The sequence below is a fragment of the Corynebacterium sp. HMSC074A09 genome (assembly GCF_001811545.1).
Classification (GTDB): Bacteria; Actinomycetota; Actinomycetes; order Mycobacteriales; family Mycobacteriaceae; genus Corynebacterium; species Corynebacterium hiratae.
Genome location: NZ_KV805153.1, coordinates 122,102 through 139,240 on the forward strand (window position 1 = coordinate 122,102; position 17,139 = coordinate 139,240).

The following is a 17,139-nucleotide window of genomic DNA, read 5'->3' on the forward strand; positions in this document are numbered from 1 at the left end:
TGAGGTGCCGTTAGAAGAAAACCGGTACGTATTTTTAGGGCGGGTGTCCTGGTAGGCGATGGAGTTATCGAGGGTTTTGCAGATATCGCGGACTTTGCGCCTGATTTGACTACGCGTGGGAAAAGCCTGATTCGGCTTAGAAGGGGTGAAGAAGTCAGCCAGGAGGGTGTCGATGAAGTCCAGGGTTTCATCTGTTAAGGCTGTCAGTGCTGACATGGGTTGATCAATAGCAATAAGGGACTCGATGTCGAGCAGGCAGTGGGTGTCTTGTATGGCTTTGACTTTCGGCAGGCTATCTAGGCGGTGGATGGCACGCAGGCCGGATTTGATGTGGCCTTCGGGCAGTGACCAGGCAGCGACTAGGGATAGTGCGGTGGTGTTGATATCAGCCTGCAGGCCGGGCATAGCCCCGACCCAGGTGTCATAGGCAGCTCGTCGTGTTTTGGCGCGGGCTATGGCGTGTGGGTTATTCGGGTTGGTGGTGGAAAAGAAGAAGGTTGGTGGGCGTGTGGCAGTGGTCATGGGTATCTCCCCCGAGATAAACATGTGTTAGAAGAAGTGTTCTAAACGTGATTCTAGTGTCACACACCCCGTATGGCCATAGCCTGCGTTAAATTCGTGTCAAGTCGTTACTATAAACGGGGGTAGCCACCCCACATTAGCCAGCACGTTCGACGCAAAAATGTTGGAGCCTTTGCCCGCGCGAGGACGTAAAACGCCCCTCCAGCCGTCAAGGACAGCGTGAAGGGGCGTGGGAGGGGGATCTACTTGGCGTCGGAAAGCGCGTAGGCAGCGCCAGCGCTCGCGGCAGTGACGGTGAGGACTGCGGGCCAGGAGCCCATTTTCTTAGCCAGCGGGTGGGAGAGGCCAAAAGCGCCGGTGTACAGAGCCGCCAGGCCAACGGTAGTGGCCGGGTTCGTCTTAGCCCACCAGCTGCGGCCCGCCCACACGCCAGCGGCGGCAAGCACCACGCCGCCAAGCGGGCGAATGCCAGTCTCCCGGGCGGTGAGCCAGCCGCCGATAAGTCCCAGCGTGACGGTCGCTGCCGTCGATACGTCCTGCGGTTTCTTGATATCAATCATTCCCATGCGCCTCAGTTTAGGCCGCGTGAGCGTGCGGTGGCTAGACTTCGCTGCATGAAACTCGGAGGAACGCCGCCGTCGGAGAAGCAAGCGTGGCTCGCCATGGCCGCGCTATCACTGGGCTTTTTCATGTCCTTGCTCGACCAATCGATGATTGCCGTCGCGCTTCCCGACGTCCGCCGTGAGTTCCACGCCGATGTCAACCAGGTGCTGTGGGTCTCCGCCATCTATCTGCTCGCCGTGGTCGTGCCTCTGTTGTTTACCGGCCGCCTCGGCGATATCTACGGCCAGAAGAAAATGTTCCAGTTGGGCGTCGGGCTCTTTGGCATCGGCGCGCTGCTGTGCGCGTTAGCGCCCTCGGTGGAGTTTCTTATCGCAGCAAGAGCCTTGCAAGGTTTCGGGGCGTCGATTCAAATGCCGCAGACTATGGCCGTCATCAACCGCATCTTTGCCCGGGAGCGGCGCGGCCGTGCGCTCGGCGTCTGGGGAGTGGTTGGGTCTTTGGCCACACTTGCCGGACCGCTCTTGGGCGGCTTCGTCGTCGCTGCATTCGGCTGGCAGGCTGTTTTCTGGATTCATATTCCTTTTGTTGTCGCCGCAATCGTCTTATCCGGCCTGTGGGTGCCTGCCTTACCTACGGCGACGGGGAAGATTGACTTCGTGTCGGTGGGGGCGTCGTTTATCGCGTTAACGTGCTTCGTCTTCGCAGTGCAACAGGGCCCAGAGACTGGTTGGCCGTGGTGGATTTGGGTCCTGCTCCTTGCTGGTGTGCTCGGCATGTATATTTTCGTGCGCCTGCAATCGGCCCGGGGGATGGCGGCGCTCGTCCCGCTCGTGCTGTTTAAGGACCGCAACTACTCCGCGGGTTCAGTGGCCATCGTGTCCATGGGATTCATGGCGGCGTCGATGATGATTCCAATCATGATGTGGCTCCAGGTCGAGCAGGACATGTCGGCGCGCGATGCCGGAATCATCGTCACACCCATGGCGCTGGTCTCTCTGTGCGTGTCGCCCTTGGCGGGCATTCTGGCGGATAAGCTGCACCCACGTCGTTTGGCGGTCGCGGGCTTCGGCATCCTGATTGCGACCTTCCTCGCACTGTGGTTCCTCATGCAGGCCGAAGTGTCGGCCTGGTGGTTGTGCTTGCCCTGCGCGGCGCTGGGAGCGGGACAGTCCTTCATCTGGGGCTCCAACGCCGCGACGACGATGCGCGATATTGACGCAGATCTCATGGGCGCGGCATCCGGCGTCTACAACACGTCCAGGCAGGTGGGGTCGGTCATCGGTGTGGCCGCTGTGTCCGCAGTCATGCAGGTAGCGGGGGCCGCGAATTCCCTCGTGGTCATCGTTGCGATGCTGGCGGTGGGGTGTGTGGCTTCGCTCTTCTTCCGCGACACCCTGCATGCGGTAGCGGAAACTGCGAGGCTATAGGGAAGCGAGTAGATTGGATGTCATGCGTCTTGCTGTACTGACATCCGGTGGTGATTGCCCCGGTCTGAATGCTGTTATCCGCGCGGTCGTTCGTACCGCATCCAACGAGTTCGGCGATACGGTCGTCGGCTACGAGGACGGCTGGGTTGGTCTGATGGAAGACCGCCGCCGTGACCTTTATGACGACGCAGAGATCGACCGCATCCTCCTGCGCGGCGGAACCATCCTTGGCACCGGCCGCCTCCACCCAGATAAATTCAAGGCTGGGTTGGACACCATCAAGGCCAACATGGCTGATGCTGAGGTCGATGCGCTCATCGCCATCGGCGGTGAGGGAACGCTCAAGGGTGCCAAGTGGCTCTCCGATAACGGTATCCCGGTCGTTGGTGTGCCAAAGACCATCGATAATGACGTCAACGCTACCGACTACACCTTCGGTTTCGACACCGCAGTATCCGTGGCGACTGACGCGATCGACCGCCTCCACACCACCGCTGAATCCCACGACCGCATCCTCATCGTCGAGGTTATGGGCCGCCACGTTGGCTGGATCGCGCTGCACGCTGGCATGGCCGGCGGGGCGCACTACACGGTGATCCCTGAGGTCCCGTTCGATATCGCCGATATCACCAAGGCCATGGAGCGCCGCTTCCAGATGGGTGAGAAGTACGGCATCGTTTGCGTCGCTGAGGGCGCGCTGCCGAAGGAAGGCACCATGGACTTCGAAGAAGGCGGTGTGGACCAGTTCGGCCACCAGACCTTCAACGGAATTGGCCAGGTCATCGGTGATGAGATCAAGAAGCGCACCGGCTACGACGTGCGCACCACCGTCCTCGGCCACATCCAGCGCGGCGGTACGCCGACGGCCTATGACCGTGTGCTGGCCACTCGCTACGGCACCCATGCCGCCCGTGCTGCGCACAACGGCCAGTCCGGCATGTGTGTGGCTCTCCATGGCGAGAACATTGAACTCGTGCCTCTCGAGGACGCAGTGGGCAAGCTGAAGGTGGTTCCGGCCAAGCGTTATGCCAACGCACAGGCCCTGTTTGGCTAAACACCACCGTTAGCTCATCCATAGTTTCTAAAGGTAGCGATGACAAGCGTATTAGCTTATCTGGCTGAGCAGCCGGTCCTCTTGGTGTTTCTGCTCATAGGTGTCGGCATGGCACTCGGCGGCATCAAGACGCGGGGCATCAGCTTGGGCGCGGCGGCCGTGCTTTTTCTCGGCATCGCCTTCTCGGCAGCCGCATCAGCTGCCGGGGTGGAGGCCTCCGTTCCTCCTATTTTGGGCATGTTCGGCTTAGTGCTCTTTGCCTTCGGCATTGGCAATAACTCCGGTGTGTCCTTCTTCAAGTCACTGAAGACGGCCACGGGCCCAGTGCTGTCGATGATCGGAGTCTTCATCGTCGCGGCGCTTGCCGCGTGGGGGTTGGGCACTTATGTCTTTGGGCTGTCGAATGCCACCATCGCTGGTACTTTCGCCGGTGCGGTGACGAATACCCCGGCGTTGGCGGCGGCGTCGGAAGCCACGGGCGATCCGGGCTCGGCTACAGTGGGCTACGCGGTGGCTTACCTATTCGGTGTCATCGGCATGCTCGGTGCGACGGTGCTCGTGCTTCGCGACGCCGGCAATGACGACGACACCCTGTCACCCGTCACGCGCCAGCACATGCAGATTCAACGCGAGATCTCAGTCGCGGAGATCGCCGATATTGGCAATGGGGAAGTGCAGGTAACACGCCTGCGCCGCGTGGGCAGCAACCTTATCGTCTTGCCGAAATTCTTCGATGTGCTGCACCCCGGTGACGTGGTCACGCTCGTTGGTGCCCCGGAGGACCTGGACAACATCATCGAGCGAGCCGGGCGCGAGTCCCCGCAGATCCTCAATGATGACCGCCACGAGTTGGACTTTCGCCGCATCACTATTTCCGAGCACAGCTTGGCGGGCCTGACCATCGCGGAGCTCAATAACCAGCTGGCGGATCGCTGGGGTGCGCGCATCTCGCGAGTTCGTCGCGCCGATAATGACCAGGTCGCTATCCCCGAACACATCGTGGAGCTCGGCGACCGCGTGCGCGTCGTCGGTTCCAAGAAGTCCCTGCGGGAGATTTCCACTTTTCTTGGTGATTCCTCGCAAGGCCTGACAGATATCAACCCGGTGTCTTTGGGCCTCGGCATGGCCCTCGGCGTTTTCGTGGGCCACCTCGAAATCCCGCTTCCAGGCGGCTCTTCCTTTAGCCTCGGCGCTGCCGCTGGCGTCCTCATCGTGGCGTTGATCATGGCGCGTATCGGGCGCATCGGCAATACCGTCACCGCACTGCCGCACTCGGCCAACACAATCCTCTCCGAACTCGGACTGCTGCTCTTCTTGGCCCAGGCCGGAACGAATGCGGGCGGGGAAATCGCCGGTGCCTTTACGGGTGGAGCCTGGTGGAAGATTCTCCTGCTCGGCATGATCATCACGACGCTGGTGGCGACCGGATTCGCACTCGTCATGCGCCGCTTCCTGCGCGTCGGTGCCACGAAGACCGCGGGTGCTATGGCGGGCGCGCAAACCCAGCCGGCCGTGCTCGCTTTCGTGAACAATCGGACGAACACTGACCAGCGCGTCGCCTTGGGCTATGCCATGGTGTATCCGGCGGCGATGATAGCCAAGATTCTCATTACGCACGGCATCACCTTGTTGGGTTAGGCGGTTGCGCACGGTGTCGCGCTGACATACTAAGATGGCACGCATGACTGCTGCGATGTATGACCTGATGGACTATGACGAGGTCCTTGAAAAGTTCGAACCCGTTATGGGCATGGAAGTTCACGTGGAGCTCAACACGGAGACCAAGATGTTCTCCACCTCGCCCACGAACTTCAACGCAGCCCCCAACTCCAACGTGGACCCGGTGTCCCTCGGTTTGCCAGGCGCTTTGCCGGTGGTCAACTCCAAGGGCGTGGAAGGCGCCATCAAGATCGGCCTGGCGCTGAACTGCAAGATTGCGGAATCTTCGCGTTTCGCCCGCAAGAACTACTTCTACCCGGACCAGCCGAAGAACTACCAGATCTCCCAGTACGATGAGCCGATTGCCTACGACGGCTACCTCGACGTCGTCCTCGACGACGGCACTGAGTGGCGCGTTGAGATTGAGCGCGCTCACATGGAGGAGGACACCGGCAAGCTGACCCACCTGGGTGGTGCCGATGGCCGCATTCACGGCGCAACGACCTCGCTGGTGGACTGCAACCGTGCCGGCATCCCGCTAATCGAGATTGTGACCAAGCCGATCATTGGTGCTGGCGAGCGCGCCCCCGAGGTCGCCCGCGCCTATGTTTCTGCTCTGCGTGAGCTCGTCGCGGCACTGGGCGTGTCCGATGCCCGCATGGATCAAGGCTCGATGCGCGTGGATTCCAACGTTTCGCTGCGCCCGGTGGGCCAGGAGGAGTTCGGCACCCGTACCGAAACCAAGAACATCAACTCCCTGCGCTCGGTGGAGCAGGCGGTGCGCTTTGAGATGCAGCGCCAGGCGCAGGTGCTTGTCGACGGTGGCGAGATCGTCCAGGAAACCCGCCATTACCAGGAAACGGATGGTTCGACTTCCAAGGGCCGTCCGAAGGAAACCGCCGAGGACTACCGTTACTTCAACGACCCGGACCTGCCGCCGGTGATTGTCTCCCGCGAGTGGGTCGAGGAAATCCGTCAGACCCTGCCGGAGATGCCGTGGATTCGCCGCGCCCGCATCCAGGAGGAGTGGGGCCTCAAGGACGAGGAGATGCGTGACCTGGTCAACGCCGGCGCTCTCGATCTCATTATCGAAACAGTGGAAGCCGGCACCACTCCTGACGAGGCCCGCTCCTGGTGGGTGTCCTACCTGACCGGTAAGGCCAATGAGGCTGGCGTTGAACTGAGCACTCTCGGCATTACCCCGGCGCAGGTCGCTCGCGTTGTTGAGCTGGTCAAGGAAGGCAAGCTGACCACCAAGCTGGCTCGCCAGGCGGTCGACGGCGTGCTGGCCGGTGAGGGTGACGTCGACGAGGTCGTCGCCAAGCGCGGGCTCGAGGTCGTGCGCGATGATGGCGCGATCGAGAAGGCCGTCGATGATGCCCTGGCCGCTAACCCGGACATCGTGGAGAAGTACAAGGCCGGCAACAAGAAGGTCACCGGTGCCATCGTGGGTGCGGTCATGAAGGCCACCCAGGGTAAGGCTGACCCAGGACAGGTCAACAAGCTGATTGCGAAGAAGCTCTCCTAGTCGGTAGAGATTTCCATTAGGCGAGGTCAGGCGGCTGCGGGGTACCGTGGTCGCCATGACTATTTCTACTAAAGCACTGCAGAAGACCGGTCCGAACGAGCCCTTCGAAGTCGTGACCATCCAGTGCCGCGAGCCGCGCGCCGATGACGTTGTCATCGACATCAAAGCAGCAGGCATCTGCCACTCGGATATCCACACCATCCGCAACGAGTGGGGCGAGGCGCACTTTCCGCTGACCGTTGGCCACGAGATCGCCGGCGTGGTCTCCGCCGTGGGGGAGGAGGTCACTAAGTTCAAGGTGGGGGACCGCGTCGGCGTGGGCTGCCTGGTGAATTCCTGCGGTGAGTGCGAGCAGTGCGAGGCAGGGATGGAGCAGAACTGCCTCAAGGGCGGTGTGGGAACCTATAACATCCACGGATGTCGATGGCACGATTACTCAGGGCGGCTATGCGGAAAAGATCGTGGTGAATCAGGACTTCGTCCTACGCATCCCGGAGGCCCTTGATTTTGACGTGGCAGCACCCCTTCTCTGCGCCGGTATCACTACGTACTCTCCGCTGGCCCGCTGGGACGTCAAGGAAGGCCAGAAGGTAGCCGTCGTGGGCTTGGGCGGCCTGGGGCACATGGGCGTGCAGATTGCTGCCGCCAAGGGCGCGGATGTCACGGTCATCTCGCGCACCTCGCGCAAGGCAGAGGAGGCCAAGAAGCTGGGGGCGAGCCGTACCCTGGCCACCACCGAAGAGGAAGACTTCTTCAGGAACCACCGCGGCGAATTTGACCTCATCCTGTCCACCATCTCCGCCGAGTATGACCTCGAAGATTACCTGCGCCTCCTCAAGCCGCGCGGCATTATGTCGGTGGTCGGCCTACCGCCGGAAGCACTGCCGCTGCGCCTCAGCCGTCTGGTCGGCGGCGGCAAGGTGCTGACCGGCAACAATATTGGTGGCATCGCGGAAACCCAGGAGATGCTGGACTTCTGCGCCGAGCATGGCCTGGGCGCGGTGATCGAAAAGGTGGGCGTCGACGAGGTAGACGCGGCCTATGAGCGCGTCGTCGCGGGTGATGTGAAATTCCGTTTCGTCATCGATACCGCGACGTTTGCCGAGCACTAAGAGGTGAGCCGGCTCATGCTTGAGCGGTTGTAGGAGCAATCTCTCCACAGCCGCACACATGTTTTCCTATCAGGTTGGCGTAAGGTAGAACCTATGTAACGCCATGCTTGTGCCAAAGTATGGCGCGTTTTTATGCACTAGCCACTAAGCATAAAAAGAAGAAACTAGAAAACAGATAGGAAAACGTGTCTTATAAAAACGTCGTGGGCATCGCTTTGTCCTTCATTGGCTTGCTCGTGGGTGCGGGCTTTGCCACGGGACAGGAAGTTGTCCAGTACTTTACGTCCTTTGGTATTCCGGGCATGTGGGGAATCCTGGTAGCCGGCTTGGTCATGACCCTCGCTGGCACGGTGTTCCTTCAGCTGGGGAGCTACTTTCACGCCAACGAACACAACCAGGTGTTCCGCAATATCACTCACCCCTTCATCTCGCGCATCCTCGATGTCGCGGTGATTCTCACGCTCTTTGCGGTGGGCTTTGTCATGCTGGCTGGCGCCGGATCCAACATGCAGCAGCAATTTGGCTGGCCAGCCTGGGTGGGCTCTCTGCTCATGCTCGTGCTCGTTCTTATCACGGGCATGTTCGACGTCGATAAGGTTTCCCGCGTTATCGGTCTTCTTACGCCGACCATCATTATCGCCGTACTCTTCGCCGGCACCTACACGCTGCTGCACATGCCGGACAGCGTGGATGCGGCCATTAGCGCCTCTGCGGCAATCGATTCCCCGATCCCGCACTGGCTGGTATCCGCGCTGAACTACAACGGCCTGGCGCTCATCCTGGCGGTATCGATGTCGCTGGTGATCGGCGGCGATAACATCAGCCCGCGCGAGGCAGGCGTCGGCGGCATCGTGGGTGGCGCGGTCTACGCGGTGCTCATGGCCATCGCCGGTTTCTCGCTGCTGATGAACGCGGAGAACGTCGGCGATTCCGATATCCCGATGCTGACCCTGGTGGACAATATCCACCCGACACTTGGCGTCATCATGGCCATCATCATTTACCTGATGATCTTCAATACCGCCATCGGCATGTTCTATGCGCTCGGCAAGCGCCTGTCTTCCGGTAACGAGTCCAAGTACCGCATCATCTTTATCGCCGGCTGCCTCGCTGGCTTCGCCGTCTCCTTCGCCGGCTTCAAGGCTCTGATGCAGTACGTCTACCCGGTCCTGGGCTATATGGGCATTGTGCTCGTGGCAATCTTGGTGATTGGGTGGCTGCGCTCCCTGGGCAAGATTAAGGACGAGGGCCTGCGCCGTGAGCGCATCCGCGCCCTGCTGCACCTCAAGCTGCACCCCGACACAGAGTACGACGCAGCGCGTTATGACGATGAAATCGGCCAGCAGATCGCTGACTCCAACATGGACGATGAAGCCCTCTTCGAGGATCTCGTCTCCGATGTGGTGGAGGAGCTGGACTCGGATGAAGAGCTCGACTTCGACAAGGAAAAGTGGGAGGAAAACCGCAACGACCACTCCTACTACACCGAGCGCGAGGGCGTCGAGCAGGACCGCAGCGACGAAGAAATCAAGGCCTGGGTCGAGGAAACCGGCGCAGTGGGAGACCCCGCCGAAGACGACGAGCTCCCTGAAGAATCAAAGAAGAACTAGAGAAGCAGGAGCTTCGCCGTCAGCGCAAGCATGACGCAGCCGATGACGATGTTGACTACGCGCCACGTCGTCGGCTTGGCCAGCACGTGGGAGAGCTTGTAGGCGCCAAAGCCTAGGGAGGGGAACCACACTGCGCTGGCCATGATGGCGCCTGCTGCGAACACCCAGCGCTGGTCGCCATATTGGTTTGCAATGGAGCCCAGCATGACTAGCGCGTCGACGTAGGCCAGGGGATTAAGCCACGTCAGCGCCAACGCACCGAGGACGGGTTTGACCCAGGATTTCGAGCGCACGCGGGGGCGGATCTTCGTAAGCACTGAGTTCCCCGGTGTCCCAGAGGAACCCGAATTCTCATCAACCACTTGGGCCACCGGTGCGGTTTCCTCAATGACCAGTGCTTCCTGTTCCTTCTTGAAGGCATCGCGGAAGCACGTGAACCCAAAGTAGATGAGGTAAGCCGCGCCCAAGTACTTGACCACGATGAGCGCGGTGGGGAAGCGTTCGACGAGGACGCCGACGCCGGCGGTGCCGCCGGTGATCAGGATGACGTCGGAAAGCAAGCATGCCAACAGGATAGGGCCGACATGATCGCGTTTAATACCCATCTTGATGATGTAAGCATTCTGCGGTCCGATGGCGATGATGAGGGACAAACCCAGCGCAAATCCTGCGAGCAAAACTGACATGGCTTCTAGTCTGCGTATAACGCCATATGAAGTCCAGTTAAATCTTCTACAGCTGGTTTAAAATAGCTTCATGAACCCGCTCCATACTGAAACTCTGCTGGCCATCATCGATGAAGGCTCCTTCGAGGGCGCTGCGGCTGTGTTGGGAATCACTCCTTCGGCCGTCAGTCAACGCATCAAGGCGTTGGAAGTATCGACTGGTCGAATCCTGCTGCGCCGCGGCACTCCCGTCACCGTGACCGAGGCAGGGGAGATCGTCGCCCAAGCCGCGCGGCGCATGGCTCTGGTCCAAGCCGAGGCGGATGCGCGGCTCACCGAGCGCCTCTCCCGCGTGCCGTTGACTGTTGCCATCAACTCGGATTCCCTGGCCACGTGGTTCAGACCTGTAATCCAGCGCACCGCCGAGCGCGGTGAGGCTGCGCTGCGCATTCGCATCGAGGATGAGGCCCGCACTCTCGCGATGTTGCGCCGGGGTGATGTGCTGGGCGCGGTCACGCGCGAGCAAACCCCGGTCTCCGGCTGTGAATCCACGTACCTCGGCACCATGCGCTACTTTGCCGTCGCCGCGCCCGCTCTGGCGGAGGGCTTCGAGGATTGGGAGACCCTGCCCATCGTGGGCTTCGGGCCGAACGACGCCACCTTGGACGACGCCATGCGTGAGCGCTTCATCGACTCCCATGTCCTGCGCGCGCGGGTATCCCAGATTCCCTCTTCGGAGTCCTACGTAGAGGCCGTGCGCTACGGCCTGGGCTGGGGTCTGGTGGCGAGGCTGCAGGCCCAGCCCCTGCTGGAGACGGGAGAGCTGGTGCTTCTCGACGACTTCCCGCTCGACATTGACCTCTATTGGCAACGCTGGCGGCTGGAGTCGGAAGTGCTCGCGGACCTCACGGCAGATGTCTTAGACGCAGGCCGTGCGGTTTTAGCTACGCGCCGCGCCGATAAAGATGCACCATAAGGGCGCTGTGCTGCCTTAAGTTGGAGGCATGAGCGATAAAACTCCTGATAAAGCCACCGACTTTGATGACGATATCCCGACCTACACGGGGAAAGACTCCGTGAAGGACAGCACGCCTGAGGCAGAAGCTGTAGAAGCTGCCGATAAGCCGAAGAAGAGTAGCCTCTTCCAGCGCCCCGGCCGCGCCGAGCCGCAGGTGATTAAGCCGAAGAAGGCTGAGGAGCCTGCTGTTGAGGCAGAGCCTGAAGCCAAGACCGAAACCTTTGAGAGCCCCACCCGCGAATCTCTGTCTTTCGACAGCGCTGCAGCTGAAACCGAGACCACTGCCTTCCCGCGCGCGGAGGCCATCGCCGAGCCTGATACGCAGACAACCGCTATGCCGGTATCGGCAACCGCAACCGAGTCCGCAGCAACTGAGACCTACGAGGAGGTGCCAAGCACGGTTGCCGTTGCCGACCCCGCCGTGGACTCCGAGCCTGCAGCCGTGGAGGAGAAGCCGGAGCCAGCACGCCGCGGCACCATCGACTTCGGTCTGCTCTTCGTGCGCTTGGCGCTCAGCGTTTACCTGCTCGTGGCGGGTGCCTCGACCTTCTTCAAGCTCGGCGGCAACGAGGGCCTGTCGGGTCTGGAGAACGAGTTCGGCGAGTACACCATGGCAGCGGCACTTGCCATCGGCGTGCCGACCGTCCAGCTTATCGCCGGTGCCTTCCTGCTGCTGGGACTGGTGACGCCGCTGGCGGCCATGTTCGGTCTTATCGTCACTGGCTTCTCCGCTATCCACGGCCTCAACGCCTCGGGTGCTGGGTTGGATGTCTTTGCCTGGAATGAGAGCGTCTGGCTGGGCCTGGTGCTCTTCGTTATCGCGGTGGCCCTGCAGTTCACCGGTCCGGGCTTCATCTCCCTGGACTTTAACCGCTCGTGGACTCGCCGCCCATTGGCAACGTCCTGGATTTTCGTCGTCATTGGCGTGGCCGCGCTCGTTGCCATCTGGTGGTTTGGCGCGGGCGTTAACCCGCTGAACTAGGCGCTGTTAGCACGTTTCTACGCTCCCAGCCTGCAGCTATATACAAACTCTTGTTATTTTCCGTTGCGTAAAGTAAGTTGCTTTCCGTAATGGAAAACAATGACTTTGGTGCCGCAGGAGGGGAGCTTTAGTTTTGTCCAATCAGGATGTTCGGGACGCACTCGCATTTGAGGAACAACAACGGCTGGCCGCGGCCAAACGGCCACCCGTTTGGCTAAGTCTGCTCGCAGCGGCGGCGTACGGCGCGTGGTTTGCCTACATGTGGATCAAGGATGACGTCCATCCTCTCGTTCCTGTTGGTGGACTGCTTCTTCTACTCGCGCTCTTGGTGAGTCTTGCCGTCTTTTACCGCACGGGGGTGAGGGATTCAATGCGCCAGAAGGTTGATCCGTACGCCTCTAGGAATGTGACCTGGCGCTTCTACGCAGGATTGGGATTTATGATTCTGCCGGCGCTCTTCAATCCCTTCGTCGAAGGACACGTTATTCCCTCATGCATTGCAAGTGTGCTGTGCGCCTTGGCGGTCTTGTGGACACTACATACTGGTGCGCTGGATCGGAGGCCGCGATGAGTGAACTTGACCCGGTAATCCACCCGCTCAATCGCTTTAAGATTTGCGCCACACTTAATGCCTTCGGAGCCACGCAGGGCGGGGAGGTAAACCGAGAGATGAAGTTCGCCATGTTGCGCGCTCGCACGGAGCTTTCCGATGCCTCCCTGTCTAAGCAGCTCGGAGCTCTGGAAAAAGCCGGCTACGTGACTCGCTTCCGCGAGTACGGCACCAGCCGTGCGAAGGACTCGGTGTGGGTCGCATTGACTGAGCAAGGCAAGATTGCCTTCGACGGCCACTTGGCAGCACTCAAGGAATTAGCTGAGGGTTGAGTTGGGTGCATAGTACGGCCTCGCTGAGGTGCCCTTGTTGCCAAAGTTTTCCCGCCCGCCGCAGGCGGTTTCAAGTGGTGGATGCATCACTTGAATAGTTCTTGGATTCTCTCTTCTGGTGTGTACCAGTTGAGGACTTCTCTGGGGCGCCCGTTGAGTAGGTCTTGAATGTGTTGAACGCCTTTTGAAGCGTCAGGGTACTAAAGTCGCTTCCTTTGGGTAGGAAGTCTCGGACTAGCCCGTTGGTGTTTTCGTTGGTAGGACGCTGCCAGGGTGAGTGTGGATCGCAGAAGTAGACTGCGAGCCCACGTTCGATGCTCAGCCTGTCTACTTGGGCTAGTTCCACACCTTGGTCCCAGGTCAGTGTTTTGGTGTTGTTGCGTATTTTTCCGGTAAACATCTCGATTAACTTATCGACAGTCGTGGCGGAATCATGCACATCAAGCAGCGAGCCCATACGACTACTTGTTCAAGCCGGTTAGAGTCCAAGCACTACCCGGATTATCCAGAGAAAAACTGAGAGCAACTGTCGTTGACTCCATGATTAAAGAAGGCGGACTTGATGGAGAACACAGATCGAGAGCCTGTCGAGAGAACCTCACCCATTGTTCGCTGTCGCCCTTTCCTCTAAGAAAGAGGAAGTTTGCCTCTTCGGTGAAGCCGTGTTCTGGAACAGGGGGATCATCAACCACAAGTGTTTCTTTGACTGTTTGATACGGAGTGTATGGGCACACGAGCGAAAACTCAGTCCACTCTGGTCCGTAGAGTTCCTCCAGTGTGATGGACTCAGTAACGGGGATTGCATGTCCCGATCGTCCTAGGGACGCGAGATGAGAAGCCAATGGGTCATTAAAACTACAAGAGGAGAGTGATAGGGAGACAATACTAGTGAACCCTATCCGTGCCATCATGCGTCTCATTAACATAACCTCCTTCTCGTGCCTATCCTAGGAAAGTGTAGATAGCAGTCCAATCCTTGCCCAGAGGGCGCACTGGTTCAGAGCAGCAGCTTCGTCGCCACTACTTGCGAAAGCAGATCCAAGAAATCGACCTTGGGCATTGTTATACAGGTCCATGCGGGTCTGATCCGCTGGCCCTTGAGCGACAGTTTCGTGGTTAGTAGCAATGCGTTCAGCTGCATCTGCACCGATTCTCATCGTCATCAGGGCATTCCACGAGCAGTGCCGAAAAGCATCGCCCTTTCCATTGCGGAGTGATGTGGCGCCAGGAAACCGGTTCTGCGCTTCCGTACTCGCGGTTGTGGCTGCCTGATTGGCGATGCCGCATGATACTACATCGACCAGCGCGATGCAGGACAGCATTTCAAGGCCCTGGATATATATCCGGTAGGGGTCCGACTGGGTGGTCGCAAAAGGCGCTACCTGAGGATTGATGTCAGTGACCCTGGCACGTTCAACTGCAGCAATGATTGCGCGTTGTTCATTAGCTGACAGGGATGCGAAGTAACCGTACGGGTCGGCGGACTCGTTCATCACCTTGATCTCGTCTTGAACATTCATGATGTCCTCATCTGTGACATCACTGGTGTCTACGCGAATTTCAGCGTCTAAGTCAATTGTTGATGCGGGCAAGGGGGTAAGATTCCCCAGGTTTTGGGCAGTAGCACTTGGTGGAATGATTAAACCAAATGCGAGAACTGCTGCTGTAGATAAAGCCATGATGAATCTTGTGGCGCGATTGCGCATAAGAACTCCTGTAAATTTCGTGAAAACGATTATCCGTGACGAGGGAAACACGCATATTAGGTGCTCCTTACCCAGAGTAACAGATAATTCCTATTAGGAAACTAACAGTTGTAAAATCACCCCTAATTAGGTGTATATCCCCTGCCAATTTATCGATCACAGCTCCACACAGAAGTAACGAAGTACTACTAGTAACGCTCGTAGATTGAAGTGCCCCGAGTTTTGTTCCTAGGGGGGCAGGGCTCAGCAGCCAAGGGGAAGGTGACCACTTCGTGTTCAACTCCTCGATGACAAAGGCCCGCAACTGCGGGTTGGTATCGAGTTTACGGGGTTTAGGCCTGGCTAAACGGTCTACAGCCCGCTTTTGCGCCACGAGGGCATCGTAGCCATGCTCAGTCATCCCACGGGCGATTTCCCTGCTAATCGTCGACTGATTCCGGCCAAGGTGGGCTGCAATCTCACGGTGAGTAAGACCCTGATCAAGCAGATAGGCTATCGCTATTCGGTCATGGCGGATAAGACGCTTTCCGCGTCCTACCTTCGATTCGGATTCAGTGGGATGATCATTGAGTATCCAACGCTCATACATGCGATTATGGTGCCACGTTTTCACCGTGGCAGTGCAGCGATCAACAACCTGGCCGGCCTGTTTATAGCTTTTGCCAGCATCCACAAGTTTCAAAGCTTGGGCAATGCGATCCCGCTCGTGTTGTATGGCTCCACCGCGACTGGTATTGGCGAGTTCGATACCGTCTTGCGCAAGGTATCGGTAAGCGGTCTGTGGGAAACCTGTCTCTTTCAGTGCACTATGCGCAGACCGACCGCTTTCTACAATAGCAATGATCTTTTGGTATTGATCTTTGTACTTATCCTCATTCAGGCTCCGACGGCGCTTGCCACGGCTAAGGCCCTCAGCCTGGCGCCACACCTTCGCCGTAGCCTTCGAGCCCCCCCAACTCCTTGAGGATCACCGACATCGGACGCGCATCATGCAGATACGCCTGCACATACCGCTCACGTAGCTTTCTATCGCCTAACATCTACACAACCTCCTAGCTGTATAGATGCATTCACCACCTGAGCCCGCCGCAGGCGCGGCGAACAACTTTGGCAGAACAGGCAGTTTTGCGTTTCGGGGCTTAGTTGGTTTGGGCCGCAGCGAGCTCAGTATGTGGCTTGTCTGCCTTATTGTTCTGAATCTTGAGACAGATGGCGTAGAGAATCCAGCTGAGGAGTGCCAGCCACACGAAGTCATCGACCAAGAACTTCTGGTACAGCGGCATCGCGTGAACATCGATGCTATCGCCGAACCACCACTTCGGCGGAACGGTGAGCAGCATGCCAGTCCAAGCGGCGAGAACAGCCAGCGAGCTGCCGGCGACCCAGGTGGAATTGCGCCAGGACCAGGCGCGGTAGACCAGAAGCGGCACGATGAGGGACAGCCACACCCAGTGGTGGGACCACGAAACGGGGGAGATGAGCAGCATGGTGGTGGCGGTGGTGAGGTGGGCGTCGACAAGCAGGCCGCGCCGCATCTGAGCCATGATGAGTGCTGAGCTAAGGCCGATGATCGTGAGTGCCGCCACGAGCCACAGCACGTTGATGAGCATGCCGTTGTTGTTCATCGCCTCCTGGGAGGTGAAGAGGCGCTGGATGACACCCTTGAGCGAGGAATTGGACTGATAGTCAGTAGCCACGCCGAAGTCTGCGCCCTTGCCCATATCGAGAAGCTTCGAGGTGAAGAATTCGACAAAGGCCTCCCAGCGGTAAACCGCGGCCAACAGGGTAGCCAGGACGGCGGAGGCGAAGGCTGTGAGGATGGGCCGCCACTCGCGGCGCAGCAGGAAGTAGAGCAGCATGGCCAACGGGGTGATCTTGATGGCCGCCGCGAGACCTATCAGCCAGCCCTGCGGAAGCTTGCGCTCGCGGGGAACAAGATCAAAGATGACCAGCGCCATGATGACGATGTTGATCTGTGCAAAACCGTTGTTGAGGCGGATGGGTTCAAAGAACATGGCCGCGGCCCACGCGATCGCCACGGTGGGCCACAGGTGCGGCACCTTGAGCGCGCGGAAGATCGCGTAGAGGCAGGCAAAGACCAGGGCGTCCGAGAGGACGATCATGATGTCGCCGGCGAGCGAATCGCTCATCCAGTCAAAAGCAGTCAGTGGCACCATGACCAGCGCCCCGAAGGGCGGGTAGATAAAGGGGAGCGCCAAATCCCCGGCGTACATGGGCTCCGAGTAGACCGAGCGGCCCTCCATGAAGGCGCGCACGCCCTCTCGGTAAATGATCATGTCCACCGGGAAGTCCGTGTGGAGGACGTGGCGGATGACGCCCACCAGGCCAATGATGAGCCCGGCGGCGGTCAGGAGTGTGCGCCTTGCGGCGTTAGTGGCGAAATTCATCG

The 17,139-nt window shown here is 59.3% G+C and carries 15 protein-coding genes and 2 pseudogenes; 10 read left to right on the plus strand and 7 right to left on the minus strand.

Features of this window, described 5'->3' with window-relative positions; all coding sequences use genetic code 11:
* Both HMPREF2807_RS14040 and HMPREF2807_RS07775 read right to left on the minus strand, forming a co-directional pair.
* Nucleotides 1–522: pseudogene (locus HMPREF2807_RS14040) on the minus strand (HNH endonuclease); the annotation flags it as partial.
* Nucleotides 523–764: 242 nt separating this feature from the next.
* Nucleotides 765–1,088 (minus strand): hypothetical protein, encoded by a 324-nt coding sequence (locus HMPREF2807_RS07775; RefSeq protein ID WP_070511621.1) that lies wholly within the window; start codon nucleotides 1,086–1,088, stop codon nucleotides 765–767.
* Nucleotides 1,089–1,136: 48 nt separating this feature from the next.
* Between HMPREF2807_RS07775 and HMPREF2807_RS07780 the strand changes: the two genes are divergently transcribed.
* The 6 genes and pseudogenes from HMPREF2807_RS07780 (at nucleotide 1,137) to HMPREF2807_RS07805 (ending at nucleotide 9,476) form a co-directional block, all read left to right on the plus strand.
* Nucleotides 1,137–2,513 carry an MFS transporter gene (locus HMPREF2807_RS07780; protein ID WP_070511622.1) on the plus strand — a complete coding sequence of 459 codons (1,377 nt, stop codon included), beginning with the start codon at nucleotides 1,137–1,139 and terminating at the stop codon, nucleotides 2,511–2,513.
* 22 nt (nucleotides 2,514–2,535) lie between these two features.
* Nucleotides 2,536–3,567, plus strand: a complete 1,032-nt coding sequence (locus HMPREF2807_RS07785) for a 6-phosphofructokinase (protein WP_070511628.1) — start codon at nucleotides 2,536–2,538, stop codon at nucleotides 3,565–3,567.
* 39 nt (nucleotides 3,568–3,606) lie between these two features.
* Nucleotides 3,607–5,205, plus strand: coding sequence for an aspartate:alanine exchanger family transporter (locus HMPREF2807_RS07790; protein WP_049157216.1), 1,599 nt, complete (start codon nucleotides 3,607–3,609; stop codon nucleotides 5,203–5,205).
* Nucleotides 5,206–5,248: 43 nt separating this feature from the next.
* Nucleotides 5,249–6,754 (plus strand): Asp-tRNA(Asn)/Glu-tRNA(Gln) amidotransferase subunit GatB, encoded by a 1,506-nt coding sequence (gene gatB, locus HMPREF2807_RS07795; RefSeq protein WP_010186967.1) that lies wholly within the window; start codon nucleotides 5,249–5,251, stop codon nucleotides 6,752–6,754.
* Between the two features lie 55 nt (nucleotides 6,755–6,809).
* A pseudogene (locus HMPREF2807_RS07800) lies at nucleotides 6,810–7,866 on the plus strand (NAD(P)-dependent alcohol dehydrogenase).
* Between the two features lie 185 nt (nucleotides 7,867–8,051).
* Entirely contained in the window at nucleotides 8,052–9,476 is a 1,425-nt protein-coding gene (locus HMPREF2807_RS07805) for a YkvI family membrane protein (protein ID WP_070511630.1), read from the plus strand.
* Here HMPREF2807_RS07805 and HMPREF2807_RS07810 read toward each other — a convergent pair.
* Nucleotides 9,473–10,162 carry a LysE/ArgO family amino acid transporter gene (locus tag HMPREF2807_RS07810; protein ID WP_070511632.1) on the minus strand — a complete coding sequence of 230 codons (690 nt, stop codon included), beginning with the start codon at nucleotides 10,160–10,162 and terminating at the stop codon, nucleotides 9,473–9,475. The genes HMPREF2807_RS07805 and HMPREF2807_RS07810 overlap by 4 nt on opposite strands.
* Nucleotides 10,163–10,232: 70 nt before the next feature.
* On the opposite strand from HMPREF2807_RS07810, the gene HMPREF2807_RS07815 reads away from it, so the two are divergent.
* The 3 genes from HMPREF2807_RS07815 to HMPREF2807_RS07830 all read left to right on the plus strand — a co-directional run bounded on the left by HMPREF2807_RS07815 (nucleotide 10,233) and on the right by HMPREF2807_RS07830 (nucleotide 13,023).
* Nucleotides 10,233–11,117: a LysR family transcriptional regulator ArgP gene (locus tag HMPREF2807_RS07815; protein ID WP_049157210.1), complete on the plus strand. Its 885-nt coding sequence runs from the start codon at nucleotides 10,233–10,235 to the stop codon at nucleotides 11,115–11,117.
* 28 nt (nucleotides 11,118–11,145) lie between these two features.
* Nucleotides 11,146–12,141 (plus strand): DoxX family protein, encoded by a 996-nt coding sequence (locus tag HMPREF2807_RS07820; protein WP_070511638.1) that lies wholly within the window; start codon nucleotides 11,146–11,148, stop codon nucleotides 12,139–12,141.
* Between the two features lie 567 nt (nucleotides 12,142–12,708).
* Nucleotides 12,709–13,023, plus strand: coding sequence for a transcriptional regulator (locus tag HMPREF2807_RS07830; protein ID WP_049157204.1), 315 nt, complete (start codon nucleotides 12,709–12,711; stop codon nucleotides 13,021–13,023).
* A gap of 70 nt (nucleotides 13,024–13,093) precedes the next feature.
* On the opposite strand, the gene HMPREF2807_RS07835 is transcribed toward HMPREF2807_RS07830, so the two are convergent.
* The 3 genes from HMPREF2807_RS07835 to HMPREF2807_RS14370 form a co-directional block, all read right to left on the minus strand.
* Nucleotides 13,094–13,480, minus strand: coding sequence for an IS30 family transposase (locus HMPREF2807_RS07835; RefSeq protein WP_070511640.1), 387 nt, complete (start codon nucleotides 13,478–13,480; stop codon nucleotides 13,094–13,096).
* A 490-nt stretch (nucleotides 13,481–13,970) separates the two neighbouring features.
* Complete coding sequence (locus tag HMPREF2807_RS14180) at nucleotides 13,971–14,729, minus strand: DUF6973 domain-containing protein (protein WP_232751644.1); 759 nt, start codon at nucleotides 14,727–14,729, stop codon at nucleotides 13,971–13,973.
* 67 nt (nucleotides 14,730–14,796) lie between these two features.
* A complete protein-coding gene (locus HMPREF2807_RS14370; protein WP_366095180.1) occupies nucleotides 14,797–15,231 on the minus strand; it encodes a helix-turn-helix domain-containing protein in 435 nt (144 codons plus the stop codon).
* Here HMPREF2807_RS14370 and HMPREF2807_RS14185 point away from each other — a divergent pair.
* A complete protein-coding gene (locus tag HMPREF2807_RS14185; protein WP_232751645.1) occupies nucleotides 15,118–15,693 on the plus strand; it encodes a hypothetical protein in 576 nt (191 codons plus the stop codon). The genes HMPREF2807_RS14370 and HMPREF2807_RS14185 overlap by 114 nt on opposite strands.
* A gap of 175 nt (nucleotides 15,694–15,868) precedes the next feature.
* Here the strand turns inward: HMPREF2807_RS14185 and HMPREF2807_RS07850 are convergent, their stop codons facing one another.
* The gene (locus HMPREF2807_RS07850) at nucleotides 15,869–17,137 is read right to left on the minus strand and encodes a glycosyltransferase family 87 protein (protein ID WP_070511645.1); all 1,269 of its coding nucleotides are present in this window, start codon (nucleotides 17,135–17,137) and stop codon (nucleotides 15,869–15,871) included.
* Nucleotides 17,138–17,139: the final 2 nt, after the last annotated feature.

Excerpts from the sequence above, each read along its gene's own strand:
- HMPREF2807_RS07775 (WP_070511621.1), bottom strand. The coding sequence starts at position 1,088 with ATGGGAATGATTGATATCAAGAAACCGCAGGACGTATCGACGGCAGCG.
- HMPREF2807_RS07820 (WP_070511638.1), top strand. The coding sequence starts at position 11,146 with ATGAGCGATAAAACTCCTGATAAAGCCACCGACTTTGATGACGATATC.
- HMPREF2807_RS07850 (WP_070511645.1), bottom strand. The coding sequence starts at position 17,137 with ATGAATTTCGCCACTAACGCCGCAAGGCGCACACTCCTGACCGCCGCC.
- HMPREF2807_RS07810 (WP_070511632.1), bottom strand. The coding sequence starts at position 10,162 with ATGTCAGTTTTGCTCGCAGGATTTGCGCTGGGTTTGTCCCTCATCATC.
- HMPREF2807_RS07830 (WP_049157204.1), top strand. The coding sequence starts at position 12,709 with ATGAGTGAACTTGACCCGGTAATCCACCCGCTCAATCGCTTTAAGATT.
- HMPREF2807_RS07815 (WP_049157210.1), top strand. The coding sequence starts at position 10,233 with ATGAACCCGCTCCATACTGAAACTCTGCTGGCCATCATCGATGAAGGC.
- HMPREF2807_RS07780 (WP_070511622.1), top strand. The coding sequence starts at position 1,137 with ATGAAACTCGGAGGAACGCCGCCGTCGGAGAAGCAAGCGTGGCTCGCC.
- HMPREF2807_RS14180 (WP_232751644.1), bottom strand. The coding sequence starts at position 14,729 with ATGCGCAATCGCGCCACAAGATTCATCATGGCTTTATCTACAGCAGCA.
- HMPREF2807_RS07785 (WP_070511628.1), top strand. The coding sequence starts at position 2,536 with ATGCGTCTTGCTGTACTGACATCCGGTGGTGATTGCCCCGGTCTGAAT.
- HMPREF2807_RS07790 (WP_049157216.1), top strand. The coding sequence starts at position 3,607 with ATGACAAGCGTATTAGCTTATCTGGCTGAGCAGCCGGTCCTCTTGGTG.
- HMPREF2807_RS14185 (WP_232751645.1), top strand. The coding sequence starts at position 15,118 with ATGCTCAGTCATCCCACGGGCGATTTCCCTGCTAATCGTCGACTGATT.
- HMPREF2807_RS07835 (WP_070511640.1), bottom strand. The coding sequence starts at position 13,480 with ATGGGCTCGCTGCTTGATGTGCATGATTCCGCCACGACTGTCGATAAG.
- gatB (WP_010186967.1), top strand. The coding sequence starts at position 5,249 with ATGACTGCTGCGATGTATGACCTGATGGACTATGACGAGGTCCTTGAA.